This is a genomic window from Cryobacterium sp. TMN-39-2 (assembly GCF_004402745.1).
Taxonomy (GTDB): Bacteria; Actinomycetota; Actinomycetes; order Actinomycetales; family Microbacteriaceae; genus Cryobacterium; species Cryobacterium zongtaii.
Map to the genome: position 1 here is coordinate 92968 of NZ_SOFX01000042.1, position 13305 is coordinate 106272.

General features: G+C 69.9%; 14 protein-coding genes. 7 read left to right on the plus strand and 7 right to left on the minus strand.

From position 1 onward, the window contains the following. Positions 1-28: 28 nt before the first annotated feature. From E3O57_RS16035 to E3O57_RS16045, 3 genes are read left to right on the plus strand one after another with little or no spacing between them, the layout of a single operon-like run. On the plus strand, positions 29-973 hold the full coding sequence (locus E3O57_RS16035) for a carbohydrate ABC transporter permease (protein WP_088457547.1): 945 nt from the start codon (positions 29-31) through the stop codon (positions 971-973). Further along, positions 970-1908: a carbohydrate ABC transporter permease gene (locus E3O57_RS16040; RefSeq protein WP_088457546.1), complete on the plus strand. Its 939-nt coding sequence runs from the start codon at positions 970-972 to the stop codon at positions 1906-1908. Before E3O57_RS16035 ends, E3O57_RS16040 begins: the two co-directional genes overlap by 4 nt. Beyond that, the gene (locus E3O57_RS16045; RefSeq protein WP_103479893.1) at positions 1905-3473 is read left to right on the plus strand and encodes a glycoside hydrolase family 3 protein; all 1569 of its coding nucleotides are present in this window, start codon (positions 1905-1907) and stop codon (positions 3471-3473) included. The genes E3O57_RS16040 and E3O57_RS16045 overlap by 4 nt, the downstream gene beginning before the upstream one ends. On the opposite strand, the gene E3O57_RS16050 is transcribed toward E3O57_RS16045, so the two are convergent. Continuing rightward, entirely contained in the window at positions 3470-4432 is a 963-nt protein-coding gene (locus E3O57_RS16050; protein WP_103479892.1) for an ROK family protein, read from the minus strand. The two genes, E3O57_RS16045 and E3O57_RS16050, sit on opposite strands and share 4 nt — an antisense overlap. Positions 4433-4659: 227 nt before the next feature. On the opposite strand from E3O57_RS16050, the gene E3O57_RS16055 reads away from it, so the two are divergent. From E3O57_RS16055 to E3O57_RS16070, 4 genes are all read left to right on the plus strand, one after another. Further along, positions 4660-6297, plus strand: a complete 1638-nt coding sequence (locus tag E3O57_RS16055; RefSeq protein WP_241990465.1) for a peptide chain release factor 3 — start codon at positions 4660-4662, stop codon at positions 6295-6297. Positions 6298-6324: 27 nt separating this feature from the next. Next, complete coding sequence (locus E3O57_RS16060; RefSeq protein WP_103431371.1) at positions 6325-6909, plus strand: RDD family protein; 585 nt, start codon at positions 6325-6327, stop codon at positions 6907-6909. 94 nt (positions 6910-7003) lie between these two features. Next, positions 7004-7180: a DUF1059 domain-containing protein gene (locus tag E3O57_RS16065; protein ID WP_103431372.1), complete on the plus strand. Its 177-nt coding sequence runs from the start codon at positions 7004-7006 to the stop codon at positions 7178-7180. Positions 7181-7230: 50 nt separating this feature from the next. Further along, the gene (locus E3O57_RS16070; protein ID WP_255455761.1) at positions 7231-8292 is read left to right on the plus strand and encodes an EAL domain-containing protein; all 1062 of its coding nucleotides are present in this window, start codon (positions 7231-7233) and stop codon (positions 8290-8292) included. A 59-nt stretch (positions 8293-8351) separates the two neighbouring features. On the opposite strand, the gene E3O57_RS16075 is transcribed toward E3O57_RS16070, so the two are convergent. From E3O57_RS16075 to E3O57_RS16100, 6 genes are all read right to left on the minus strand, one after another. After that, entirely contained in the window at positions 8352-8858 is a 507-nt protein-coding gene (locus E3O57_RS16075) for a MepB family protein (RefSeq protein ID WP_241990467.1), read from the minus strand. Then, positions 8855-9943: a sulfate/molybdate ABC transporter ATP-binding protein gene (locus tag E3O57_RS16080; RefSeq protein WP_103479891.1), complete on the minus strand. Its 1089-nt coding sequence runs from the start codon at positions 9941-9943 to the stop codon at positions 8855-8857. Before E3O57_RS16080 ends, E3O57_RS16075 begins: the two co-directional genes overlap by 4 nt. Beyond that, positions 9940-10734 carry an ABC transporter permease gene (locus E3O57_RS16085; RefSeq protein WP_103479890.1) on the minus strand — a complete coding sequence of 265 codons (795 nt, stop codon included), beginning with the start codon at positions 10732-10734 and terminating at the stop codon, positions 9940-9942. The genes E3O57_RS16080 and E3O57_RS16085 overlap by 4 nt, the downstream gene beginning before the upstream one ends. A 4-nt stretch (positions 10735-10738) precedes the next feature. Next, positions 10739-11524, minus strand: coding sequence for a molybdate ABC transporter substrate-binding protein (gene modA, locus E3O57_RS16090; RefSeq protein ID WP_103479889.1), 786 nt, complete (start codon positions 11522-11524; stop codon positions 10739-10741). Beyond that, entirely contained in the window at positions 11521-11925 is a 405-nt protein-coding gene (locus tag E3O57_RS16095; protein ID WP_103480061.1) for a molybdopterin-binding protein, read from the minus strand. Before E3O57_RS16095 ends, modA begins: the two co-directional genes overlap by 4 nt. A 342-nt stretch (positions 11926-12267) precedes the next feature. Beyond that, positions 12268-13260 (minus strand): epimerase, encoded by a 993-nt coding sequence (locus E3O57_RS16100; RefSeq protein WP_103479887.1) that lies wholly within the window; start codon positions 13258-13260, stop codon positions 12268-12270. Between the last annotated feature and the right edge of the window lie 45 nt (positions 13261-13305).

Here is a 13305-nt window from a genome sequence, read left to right on the forward strand (position 1 = left end):
CGAATCGAACAACGAAAGGAGGGTCGGCGTGACCACGCAGAACCTCGTGCTCGGCCAGGCCGATCCGCCGCGGCCGGCCAGGCCCCGAAAAAGGGGCAGATCAACGCCGTACCTGCTGGTCATCCCGGCCTGCGCCATCCTGATCCTGGCGCTCGGCTATCCGCTGGTCTGGCAGTTCATCACCTCGATGCAGAGGTTCGGACTCTCCCAGCAGTTCGGCCAACCCCCGGAATTCGTCTGGTTCGACAACTACGTGACCCTGTTCACGGACCCGTACATGTGGACCGTGGTGGCTCGGTCGCTGGCCTTCTGCCTGGTCACCGCCGCGGTCACCATGGCCATCGGCACCCTGATGGCGCTGCTGATGAACGCCGTGCACACCAGCGTGCGCATCACACTGCAGATCTCGTTGCTGCTGGCCTGGGCGATGCCCGTCGTCGCAGCGATGACGGTCTGGAACTGGCTCATCGACTGGCGCCGCGGGGTGCTGAACTCGGTTCTGACCGGTATGGGCCTGGACTTCCAGAACCACAACTGGCTGGCCAACCCGCTGTCGTTCTTCTTCGTGGCGATGGTCATCGTGGTCTGGATGAGCGTGCCGTTCGTGGCGTTCTCCATCTACGCCGGCCTCACCCAGGTGTCCACCGAGGTGCTCGAGGCGGCCCAGCTGGACGGCGCCACGCTGGCCCAGCGGCTCCGGTACATCATCGTGCCGATCATCCGGCCGGTGCTGGCGATCATCCTGCTGCTGCAGGTGATCTGGGACCTGCGGGTGTTCACCCAGATCCGCCTGCTGCAGGACGTCGGGTCGATCGCCTCGGAGACCAACCTGCTCGGCACCTACATCTATCAGCTCGGCGTCGGCTCCAGCGACTTCGCGATGGCCAGCGCCGTCTCGATCTTCGTGCTCGTGCTGACGGTGGCCCTGAGCTGGTTCTACGTACGCAGCATGCTCAAGGAGGACGAATCATGACCTCGACGGTCCAATCCACCGGGGCATCCGCCCCGCCGGCCGGCTCGCGGCCCCGGCCCGACCTCCCGCCGACCGGTCGGAAGGGCGGCGGCGGCAACCGGCGCATCCGCCCCGGCCGGATCGCGCTGGGCGTGATCGGCATCGTGGTCTCCCTGATCTGGGTGTTCCCGGTCTACTGGATGCTCAACTCGTCGCTGCTGCCCAACGTGGTGCTGCAGAGCACCACCCCGACCTGGCTCCCGTTCGGCGGCTCCCTCGACAACTTCGTCGCGGTCTTTTCGGGCGGCACCTTCCTGCCCGCCCTGGGCATGAGCACGGCCATCGCCCTCATCACCGTGGTTTTCTGCCTGCTCTTCGCGTTCCTCGGGGCGTTGGCGATCAGCCGGTTCAGGTTCCGCGGACGTAAGGCGTTCGTCCTGGCCGTGCTGCTGATCCAGATGCTCCCCGCCGAGGGGCTCTTCATCGCTCAGTACAAGCTGATGGGCAGCCTGAACATGCTCAACTCGATCGTGGGCGTGAGCATCATCTACATTGCCGCGGTCGTGCCATTCACGATCTGGATGCTGCGCGGCTTCGTCGCCGGCGTCCCCGCCGACCTCGAGGAGGCGGGCATGATCGACGGCCTGAGCCGCACCCAGGCGTTCATGCGCATCACCTTCCCCCTCCTCGCCCCCGGTCTGGTGGCCTCGGGCGTCTACGCGTTCCTGCAGGCCTGGAACGAATTCACCGTGGCCCTGGTGCTGTTGCAGGACAACTCCAGCCAGACGCTTCCGCTTTGGCTGCGCGGCTTCATCCAGGCCAGCGCCAGCCGGGCCACCGACTGGGGCCAGGTGATGGCGGCGTCCACCATGGTGGCCATTCCGGTGATCATCTTCTTCCTCTTCGTGCAGGGCAGAATGACCAGCGGACTGGTCAGCGGGGCGGTCAAGGGATGACCGGCGGCCACGGCGACGACTCCCCGGTGCGCAGGCACATCCGGGCGACCCTGATGCCGGGCTTCGTGGGCACCGTGCTGCCGGACTGGTTGCGCCTGCGCCTGCAGGACGGACTCGGAGCCGTGTGCCTGTTCGGGCAGAACATCGTCTCGATCGCCCAGCTGCGAGCGCTGACCGATTCGATCCGCGCCGCGAATCCGCTCGCGGTCATCGCGATCGACGAGGAGGGCGGCGACGTCACCCGGCTCTACTTCTCCTCGGGCTCGCCGTATCCGGGCAACGCCATCCTCGGCCGGATCGACGACATCGGCTACACCGAGGAGGTCGGCCGGCAGGTCGGCTGGGAGCTGCGGAAGGCCGGCTGCACCCTCACCTTCGCGCCGGACACCGACGTCAACTCCAACCCCGACAATCCGGTGATCGGCGTGCGCAGTTTCGGCGTCGACCCCGTGCGGGTAGGCCTGCACTCCGCCGCGTGGGTGCGCGGGTTGCAGTCCACCGGCGTCGCCGCCTGCCCCAAGCATTTTCCGGGCCACGGTGACACCGCCCTCGACTCCCACCTGGCCACGCCCGTCGTCGACCTGCCGCCGTCGACCCTGCGCGAGCGGGAGTTGGTGCCCTTCAACGCCGCGATCACCGCCGGCGCGAAGACCATCATGACCTCGCACATCCTGCTGCCCCAGATCGATCCGGAGAACCCCGCAACACTCTCGACGCGGGTGCTCGGCGGCCTGCTGCGCACCGAACTGGGCTTCACCGGCGTCATCGTCAGCGACGCCCTGGATATGAAGGGTGCCAGCGGCATCCTGGGCATCCCGGGGGCCGCCGCCGCCGCCCTCGCCGCCGGCTGCGACCTGCTCTGCATCGGCACCGAGAACACCGCCGAGCAGCTCGACCAGATCGAGGCCGCCATCCTGGCCGCCGTCGACGCCGGAACCCTCACCGAGGCCCGTCTCGCCGAGGCGGCCGGCCGGGTGCACCGACTCGCGGCCGGAATCCGCGACGACACCCTGGACATCCAGCTCCCGGCTGCCGCGCTGACGATGCCGGAACCCAGCTTCGATACCGGGCGGATCCGTGCCTCCTTCGCGATCAATGACCACGCGAAGCGGTGGCTCGCGTCGGTTCCGGAAACCTTCTCCGTGGTTCGGCTCGACACCGTCACGAACATCGCCGTGGGCCCGGCGCCCTGGGGGCCGTTCGCCGAGGTGGCCGCGCATCCGGAGTCGGACCTCGCGGCCGTGTGGCTGGCCAGGCCTCTCCTCGCACGCAGCGCAGAGGACAGCGGGGCGCTGGAGCTCTCGGCCGGGGCTGCCGTGGTCGTGATCGGCAAGGACAACCACCGGCATCCGTTCATTCGTGACCTGGTGGATACGCTGCGCGCCGACCGCCGTGATGTGCTCGTGGTCGACATGGGCTGGCCGTCGGACGACCTGCGTTACGCCGACATCGCCACCTTCGGTGCGTCGAGGCTGGCCGGGCGGGCGCTGCTGGAGCTGCTGGCGGCGGTGCCCCTGACCGCCGTGCCCCTGACCGCCGAGCCGGTGACCGCCGAGCCGGTCTAGCTCACCAGGTCGCGCGCCCGCAGGGCGCCGCCGAGCAGGCCGGCGTTTTCGCCGATCGACGCCGGTACGATCACCGGACGCCGGTGGAAGCTGAGCAGGGCGCTCACCCTCTCACGCAGCGGCGCGAACAGCTGGTCGCCCGCCTGCGCCAGGCCGCCTCCGATCACGATCGCTTCCGGGGCGAGGATCGCGGCCAGCTGGGCGATGCTCAGGGCGAGCGCATCCAGTGCCTCGCTCCAGATCAGCGCCGCCGCGGGGTCACCGGTGCGGGCCAGGGCCAGAGCCTCGCGGGCCCCGCCCAACCGGATGCCGGTGACCTCTTCGTAGCGGCGCACTATCGCGCCGGCCGAGGCCACGGTCTCCAGGCAGCCCCGGGAGCCGCAGCCGCAGAGCGGACCGGACGGGTGCACTATCGAGTGGCCGATCTCACCCGCGTAGCCGCCGCCGGTGTGCGCCCGGCCGTTGATGAACAGCGACCCGGCGATCCCGGTGCCGATGACCAACACCACCACGTTGCGATAGGGGCGGGCGGCGCCGAGCCTGAACTCGGCCTCACCGGCGGCCCGCACATCGTGCGAGAAAGTGGTGGGCAGGTGAATGAGATCTTCGGTGAGTTGTTTGAAGGGCACGTTGGACCAGTGCAGGTTGGTGGAGAGCACGCCGATGCCCGCGTCGTCGTCGACGAGGCCGGGGGCGAGCAGGCCCACCGCCCGGGGCCGCACCGCGGGAAAATCCGCGGCGAACTGCAGCGTGAGCTCCTGCACCCGGGCGATCACCGAGAAGGCCGTGCGCTCGCCGTCCAGCGGTGTCGGCGTGCGGCTGAGTCCGAGCATCCGGCCGGAGGTGTCGAAGAGCGCGGCCTTGGTGTCGGTGCCGCCCACATCCACGGCGATCACCGGCTCGCCGGCGCCGAGCGGGAGGGCCTGGGCGAGAACCGAAGTGAGGGTCACGGCGGTCATGGCTGGGGCTCCTCAGCGGTCGGCGAGTGTCGCGGGGCAAGAAACCGGCCACGAGGGTGCTCATGCTGTATCAACTGCCTGTGAGGACATTGTCCCACGCGCCGACTCTGTTTGTAAAGGATGGTAACAATTAGCGGGGAGCGGGTGAACAGCCGCGCAGGTTAGGTTTGAAGGACGCGTGCGCGCAAGCGGCGCATTGACAGACATATAGAGGTAGGAACCGAGCAGTGGCTGAAGCAACCGTGACCCCGGGCACCGAGGTGTCCCCGAAAGAGGTCGAGGCTCAGGCCGTGCGCCGGCGTACCTTCGCCGTCATCTCGCACCCCGACGCGGGCAAGTCCACGCTCACCGAGGCGCTGCTGTTGCACGCGCGGGCCATCACCACCGCCGGTGCCACGCACGGCAAGGCCGGCCGGCGCGGCACCGTCTCCGACTGGATGACCATGGAACAGGAGCGTGGCATCTCGATCACCTCCGCCGCCATCCAGTTCGAGTACCGCGACAGCGTGATCAACCTCGTCGACACCCCCGGCCACGCCGACTTCTCCGAGGACACCTTCAGGGTGCTCTCCGCGGTGGATGCCGCCGTGATGCTCGTCGACGCCAGCAAGGGCCTCGAGGTGCAGACCATGAAGCTCTTCGAGGTCTGCAAGCAGCGGGGCCTGCCCGTCATCACCGTGATCAACAAGTGGGACCGGCCCGGCTCCGCCGCCCTCGATCTGATGGACGAGATCCGCACCCGCACCGGCCTGATCCCCACCCCGCTGACCTGGCCGGTGGGCATCGCGGGCGACTTCCGCGGTGTGATCGAGCGGGACAGCAGCGACTTCATCCGCTTCAACCGCACCGCCGGCGGCGCCACCCGCGCCGACTCCGAGCGCACCACCGCCGAAGAGGCCGCCGCGGCCGAGGGTGACGCCTGGGTCGCCGCCGCCGAGGAGTCCGAACTGCTCACCGAGGAAGGCCAGAACCACGACGAGGAACTGTTCCTCGACGGCGTGACCACCCCGGTGCTGTTCTCCGCCGCGGTGCTCAACTTCGGTGTGCAGCACATCCTGGACACCCTGGTGGACTTCGCCCCGCCCGCCGAGGCGCGCCTGGACGCCGACGGCGGCCACCGCCCGGTGACCAGCCCGTTCTCCGGCTTCGTGTTCAAGGTGCAGTCCGGCATGAACTCCTCGCACCGCGACTACGTCGCATTCGTGAGGGTCTGCTCCGGCCAGTTCCGCCGCGGCATGGTCGTCACCCACTCCGCCACCGGCCGGCCGTTCGCCACCAAGTACGCCCAGCAGCTGTTCGGCAAGGACCGTGAAGTGGCCGAGGAGGCCTGGCCCGGCGACATCGTCGGCCTGGTCAACGCCTCCGCTTTGCGGGTCGGCGACTCCATCCACGAGGGCAGCCCCGCGGTCACCTTCCCGCCGCTGCCGATGTTCGCCCCCGCGCACTTCCGCGCCGTGCGCCCCGCCGACACCAGCAAGCACAAGCAGTTCCGCCGCGGTATCGACCAGCTCGACCACGAGGGTGTCATCCAGGTGATGCGCTCGGACCTCCGCGGCGACCAGGCCCCGGTGCTCGGCGCCGTCGGCCCGATGCAGTTCGAGGTCGTCGAAGAGCGGATGTCGCACGACTTCGGCGCCGCCATCCGCAGCGACGTGCTGCCGTACCAGCTGGCCCGGCGCACCGACAAGGAAAGCGCGCTGATCCTGGGCCACGACCGCCAGGTGGAGGTGCTCCGCCGCAGCGACGGCACCCTGCTTGCCCTGTTCAGCACCCCGTGGCGGCTGCGCAACACTGTGCGCGACCACCCGGAGCTGCTGCTTGAGGACCTCGCCGGCGGCGGGCCCATCGACGAGGTGCGCTACTAGCACGGCCCCACACCCTAGGGTGAGCGTGTGACGCCAGCAGAGTTGAATGCCCAGACCGACGTCGCTCGGCCGCCTGCCGCCGCAGTGGCTCGAGCCGTCGCGTTCTTCATCGATGTGGTCGGCACGACGCTGCTGACCGGAATCGTGTTCTTCACCTGCTTCATGGTGGGCTTCAACCTCGACACGGTGGGTAACGTAACGGTGGCCAATGCTGTGCTCAAGCTGGGCGTCGGCTCGCTGTTCCTCGTGCCGATCGGCGTGCTGTTGCTCAACCTCCGTCTTTCCAGAACCAGACGGGCATCGGTAGGTCAGCTTGCCGCGCACACCCGGCTGGTCGATGAGCGAACTGGCGGCCCGGTCAGTTACGGCGGGTTCTTTGCCCGCACCCTGGTACTCGCGGTGCCTGTCGTCGCCACCGCCTCGTCGGCCTGGACACTCTTCGGCATCGTTGCCAACGGTGGGGTGGGGAACAGCGAAAGGGGAACATCGCTTCTCTCCGTGCTGCCGATCCTGCTGGTGGTCTGGCTGGTCTTCGCCTTCCCCATGCTGCGCGGCGATCGGCGGGGATGGCAGGACAAAGCGGGAAAGACCCGGGTCGTGACCGCCGCATGACCAATCTGGAATCGCATCGCCGCCGAACTACACTCGGAATCAGACGAAAGCATGAAAGTCGCCCCAGTGGCGACACCGACAGGGGGAGAGTGTCATGAAGTCATTTGCGTGCGGAGACGTGGTGCCCGGCTGCACGGCGAGCTGGGTCAGTTCCACCGATGACGAGATTCTCGTTCTCGTCGCCCAGCATGCCAGCGCTGCCCACGGCATCGACACGGTGAGCCCCGAGCTGGCCCAGAGCGTCACGGACCGGATTGTGGTCGTCTCCTGACAACGCCGCTCTCCACCGCACCGCTCTCGGCTGCGCAGTGGACCGCCCTGCTGGATGCGGTCAGCGCCGGCACGGGTGTGACGGCGGCCTTCCAGCCGATCGTGGACACCGCCCGCGGAATCGTGGTGGGGTTCGAAGGGCTCGCCCGTTTTGAGATGCCCGCCGGCGTCGGCGTGGAAGACCTGTTCGCTCAGGCCCGCGCGGCTGACCGGTCCGCGGAGATCGAGGCCCGCTGTCTGCGGGTCATCCTTGTCGAGCGCGGGTCGGTGCCGACCAACTGCTTCATCACCGTGAACGTGTCGCCGCATGTGCTCGGCCACGAGGCCATCCGGCAGGTCTGGCGCGAGCAGGCCGACCTCACCGGGGTGTTCGTGGAGCTCACCGAACAGTCCGCCATCGACTCCGCCGCCGACCTCGAACCCGAACTCGACGCCATCCGGGGCGCCGGCGGCCTGATCGCCGTCGACGACCTCGGCTCGGGCTATGCCGGCCTCAGCCGGCTGCTGGCGCTCAAACCCGCACTGATCAAACTCGACCGGGAACTCATCCAGGGCATCGACACCGACGAGGCGAAACGCGCGCTGGTCGAGATGATCGGCACCTTCGCCAACCGCATCGACTCCTGGGTGCTGGCCGAGGGCATCGAAACCGCGGCGGAGTACGACACCATCACCGCCCTCGGGGTGCCGCTCGCGCAGGGCTACTACCTCGCCCGGCCCGGTCCCGCGTGGCCCGAGCTATCCCGGCACGTGCAGCCGAGCGCGCCACCGCAGCCGGTGCCCATCGTGCGGGACCTGCTCGACGTCGCTCCCGCCGTGGAATCGGTCGCGGACGCCTCCCGGATCTTCACCGAGCACGCGGAGGTACGCACCGTGGTGCTCATCGACCACCACGGGCGCCCGGTTTCGGTTCTCGACAGCGAGAGCGCCCACCTCGGTGTCACGACCGGCGCCGTGCGGGTGAACCTGGACACCCCGGTTCGGGATGCCCTGTTGCGCGCGATCACCCGCGACAGCACACATCGCTACGATCCCCTGATCGTCACCGACAACGCCGGCCGCTACGCCGGAATCGTGCGCCTGGAACGCCTCATCACCACCGCCGTTCGGTAGGCCGGTCAGCCGCATCGCCAGGACACCAGCGCGCCTGCCCCGTGCCGGTGCGGGCGGGATCAGGGGTCGAGAAGCTCACGCAGCCGCTCGAGGTCGACGCCGTCGCTGGTGTCGAGGAAGAACGCGCCCTGCCACGCCTGGGTGCGGATGGCCTGGGCATTGCTGGTGCGCGACCACGGTGGATAGACCCTGAAGCCGCGTTTGCCGCCCTGGCCCGCCACCGACACAATGCCGTGACGCTGTAGCGCGGAGCGCGGGAACACGAACTGACCGGAGTGCAGCCCCTCCCGGGTGAGGATGACCAGGTGGTCGACGTCGTCGACCGGGAACGGTTCGGTCGAACCGGTGGGCGAGCGCCGCCAGACGGCGACGAACAGGCCGACCTTGCGGGGCGTCACCCGGCCCACCCGGAACCGCAGGCGTCGAGTTCCGATCCGGGCGACGGCGGCGCCGTAGTCCGCGTTGTCGATGTCGATGTCGATGTCGATCTCGGCGGCCGCAGTCTCCGAATGACCGCGCAACGACCCGCACAGGGCCACGGCCCCGGCCACGTCCGGATGGATCACGACGACGTGGTCCGGTCGGAGGGCACGGTGGGGTACAGCGTGGCGGCGGCCGCCGCAAACGAGAACCAGACCGGGGAGCCCACGGCGGCGTCGAGCTGCGCGGCCTCCTTCGGGCTGACGTCCGCGGCCAGCACGGCGCTTCGTGCCCGAACAAAGTCGCCCCGGGGCTCGAGGTCGATCAGCTCGGCTCGCACGCTGCTGAGCTGCGAATCGGCCGGCGGGTCGATCGACACCGACACGGCGCCCGGACGCACCGCCACAGACAGCGGTGCCCCGTCGGCCACGCCCGGCTCGGGGATGTTCGCGACTGGGGCCGCGGCATCCGCCGTGATCAGGGTGGTGCCCCGGCGCACACCGGTGAGCAGGTTCAGGCCCGCCAGACCGGCCGCGAAGGCGCTGCGCGGCCGGTCGAAGACCTCGGCCGGGGTGCCCTGGTCGACGATCCGGCCGCCCTCCACGATCACCACGCGGTCGGCCAGGGTGTAGGCGTCGAGCACATCGTGGGTCACGATCAGCGCGCTGCGGCCGGCCAGCACGCGGCGCAGCATCCGCCGCACCGCCGGCGCCACCGAGATGTCCAGGGCGGCCAACGGCTCGTCGAGCAGCAACAGGCCGGGGTCGGATGCGAGGGCCCGCGCCACCGCGATCCGCTGAGCCTGCCCGCCGGAGAGCTCGGCCGGGCGCCGGGCGGCCAGCTGTTCGGCATCCACTTCGCGGAGCCAGTGGGTCGCGATCTGGCGAGCCCGGCCCGAGGGCGCTCCCGCGCTGCGGGGGCCGAAAGCGACGTTGTCGAGCACGCTCAGATGCGGGAACAGCAGCGCCTCCTGGGCGAGCAGGGAGACGCCGCGCTGGTGGGGGGGCCGCCAGGTGCGGGGGCCGCGCCCGGCGCCCGGCAGGTCGAACAAGACGGTGCCGTTCAGCTCGCAACGCCCGGAGTCGGGGGTGACCAGCCCGGCGATGGTGCCCAGCAGGGTGGACTTGCCGGCGCCGTTGGGTCCGAGGATCGCGACAGTCTCGCCGGCCGCCACGTCCAGGTGCAGGCTGACGTCGCGGTCGGCGACGTGCAGGTCGAGGGAGAAGGTCACGAGAGCGCCCGTGCCCGCCGGCGGGAGGGCACGCCGGTGCGATGGGCGAGGCTGACGATGACGACGGCCACGACCACCAGCACCAGTGACAGTGCCACGGCGGTGTCCGGGTCGGTCTCCCGCTGCAGGTAGATCTCCAGCGGCAGGGTGCGGGTGGTGCCCTGCAGGCTGCCGGCGAAGGTGAGGGTGGCGCCGAACTCGCCCAGTGCCCTGGCGAACGACAGCACGGCGCCCGACAGCACGGCCGGCAGCACCAGGGGCAGGGTGATGCGGCGCAGCACCGTGGTGGGGCTGGCGCCGAGGGTGGCGCCGACGGCTTCGTACCGGCTGCCCACCGTGCGCAGGGCGCCCTCCAGGCTCAGCACCAGGAACGGCAGGGCGACGAAGGTCTGGGCGATCACGACGGCGGTGGTGGAGAAGGCGATCTCGATGCCCAGGAGTTCGAAGGTCTGGCCCAACAGTCCCCGGCGGCCGAAGGTGTAGAGCATCGCGATGCCGCCGACGACCGGGGGGAGCACGAGGGGGAGCAACACCAGCGAGCGGAGCACCTTCTGCCCCCAGAAGTCGGTGCGGGCCAGGACCAACGCCATCGGCACGCCGAAGACTACACACAACGCGGTCGCCGCCAGCGAGGTGCGCAGACTGAGAAGCAGCGCGGCGACCGAGGACTCCGAGCTGATCAGCGGCACGAACTCGGTCCAGTTCACCCTGAGCGCCATCGCCACGAGCGGCAGTAGCACGAAGACCGCGCCGAGGCCGGCCACGGCGAAGACCCAGCGGGGAACCGTCATGAGATCACGCCGCCCCGAAGCCCGCGGCGCGCAGGACGGCGGCGCCGGCGCTGCCGGTGACGTAGTCGACGAACGCCCGGGCCACGTCAGCGGATGCCGAGCCGGTCACGGGCACGATCGGGTAGGTGTTGACGGCGCTGGCGGCCTCGGCGAACTCGATGCCCTCGACGGCGGCGCCCGCGGCGGCGACGTCGGTGACGTAGACCAGGCCGGCGTCCGCTTCACCCGAGGTGACCTTGCCGAGCACATCGGTGACGGATGATTCTTCGCTCACCGGGCTGAGCGTGACGCCCGCGCTCGCGGCCACGGTCTCGGCCGCGGCGCCGCAGGGTACCTCGGGGGCGCAGGCGACGAGCCTGACGTCGGGTCTGGTCAGGTCGGTGAGGTCGGTGATGCCCGCGGGGTTGCCCGGAGGCACCGCGATGGTCAGGACGTTGGTGGCGAAGTCCACGGGCTCGCCGTCGCCCAGCGCCGCATCCGTGAGCCTGGCCATATTATCGGTGTCTGCCGAGGCGAACACGTCGGCCGGGGCGCCCTCGATGATCTGGGTGACGAGGGCGGAGGAGCCGGCGAAGTTCAGCACCACCGTGGTGCCCGGGTTGGCGGCTTCGAAGGACGCGGCCAGCTCGGTGAAGGTGCCCTGCAGCGACGCGGCGGCGTAGACCGTGATGTCGCCCCCGAGCGCGGCGGCGGAGCCGGTCGGTGACGGGGTCGCGGACCCGCATCCGGTGAGGGTCAGGCCGATCACGAATGCGGTCGCGAGGCGGCGGGTGACGCGGGCCACGGTCAGACTCGCCCCTGGGGTGTTTCGACGATGACCGTCGTGGCCTTGACCACGGCGATGGCGACGGAGCCGAGTTCCAGGCCGAGCTCGCGTACGGCTTCACTGCTCATCAGCGAGACCACGCGGTGCGGGCCGCACTGGATCTCAACCTGGGCCATCACGGTGTCCATCACGATGTCGGTCACGAGGCCCACGAACCGGTTGCGGGCGGACCGGCCGATTCCGGACGGATCCTCCGGGAGCACCGCGTTCTTGCGCGCCAGCTGGGCCAGCGCCAGGCCGTCGACCACGGTGCGGGACGAGGCGTCCCTCGCGCTGGGTAGCACGCCGTTGTCGATCCACCGGCGCACGGTATCGTCGCTGACACTCAAGAACGCGGCCGCGTCTTTGATGCGTATCTGAGGCATGAAAAACACTCTAGCTCCGATTTCGCGGAGTCACTTGCGGCTGTGACCCGCATCCGCAATTCGGTGGGGAGTAGACGATTCGGCGCGGGGCTGCTGCCTAGTTGGAGCGCCGCGGGCGGCGGCGGCGAAAACGCGGCTTCCTGCGAGGCTGGGCGGCGGACGGCTCGTCCCCGCCCCGGCGCGGAAGCAGGACGGGCAGGTGCGCCACCGACGATGTCGCGGAGCCGGGGCCGATGTTCAGCGCGTCGACGATCACCAGAGCCGTTTTGAGGGCCGCCTGGACGATCCTCCGCGCGACGCGGACCGCCATAGCGGTGACGGAGCCGCGGGCACGATTCCCGGTCATGGTCGTGCCGATTTAGCGACCACATCGTAGATGGCCGGCTCGAGGTCAGGCCAGGCAAACCGGTAGCCGGCGGCGACCAGGCGTTCCGGTTCCACCCAGCGGCTCTTGAGCACCAGCTCGGGTTCGGTGCGCAGCAGCCACATGGCCGGTTCCAGCATCCAACGGAACGCCGGCAGGCCGAGCCTGGCGCCCACCCGGCGGCGTAGCGTCGCCATGAGCGTGCGGTTGTCGCTGGGGTGCGGCGCGGCCAGGTTGACCGGCCCGACGAGTTCGTCGTGGGCGACGATGAACCGAATGGATGCCATGACATCGTCGATGTGGATCCAGCTGAAGCGCTGCCGCCCGCGGGAGTGATGGGTCGGCGCCGTGCCGTCTCCGCTCGGCTGAGTGCCGATGCCGCGGTAGCGCCGGTGCGGGAACCACCGCCCGTCGACCTGCGGCCCACCCAGCCCGAGGCGTGCCAGGCGCGCGAGAATCGCGGTGGCGGGACCGTCACCGAGCACGATGGCCATCCGCAGCGCCACCCGGCGGGTGCCGGGCAGGTCACCGGCGAAGAACTCGTCCTCCCAGTTGCGGGCGATGTCCGCCGAGAAGCCGGAGCCGATCTCGCCGTGGGTCTCGGTCATCGGGCGGTCCATCGCGTATCTGTAGATGGTGGCGGTGCTCGCGTTCAGCCACACCCGCGGCGGCCGCGCGCTCGTCTGGATGGCCTCGCGGAGCTGCCGGGTGGTATTGACCCTGGAACGAAGGATCTCGGTGCGGTTCCGGTCGGTGTACCGGCAGTCGACACTCTTGCCGGCCAGGTTGATGACCAGGGCGGAACCGTCGATCAGCTCCCGCACGGCGGTGTCGTCGTCCCAGCGCGCGTCGGGCCCGATGCGGCCGATGCGGGCGACCTCATAGCCCTGGTCGCGGAGCTCGCGAACGAGTCTCTGGCCGATGAACCCGGATGCCCCGGCTACCACTGCGCGTTCTTTGGTGTCCCCCACGGGTTCAGCCTACGAGGTGCGGGCCGGTCGCCACGAGCTGCCTCC

Bases quoted from the DNA above. Each gene is read 5' to 3' on its own strand.
- E3O57_RS16065 (WP_103431372.1), top strand. From the start codon at position 7,004: ATGAAGTCATTTGCGTGCGGAGACGTGGTGCCCGGCTGCACGGCGAGC.
- E3O57_RS16045 (WP_103479893.1), top strand. From the start codon at position 1,905: ATGACCGGCGGCCACGGCGACGACTCCCCGGTGCGCAGGCACATCCGG.
- E3O57_RS16040 (WP_088457546.1), top strand. From the start codon at position 970: ATGACCTCGACGGTCCAATCCACCGGGGCATCCGCCCCGCCGGCCGGC.
- E3O57_RS16050 (WP_103479892.1), bottom strand. From the start codon at position 4,432: ATGACCGCCGTGACCCTCACTTCGGTTCTCGCCCAGGCCCTCCCGCTC.
- E3O57_RS16095 (WP_103480061.1), bottom strand. From the start codon at position 11,925: ATGCCTCAGATACGCATCAAAGACGCGGCCGCGTTCTTGAGTGTCAGC.
- E3O57_RS16085 (WP_103479890.1), bottom strand. From the start codon at position 10,734: ATGACGGTTCCCCGCTGGGTCTTCGCCGTGGCCGGCCTCGGCGCGGTC.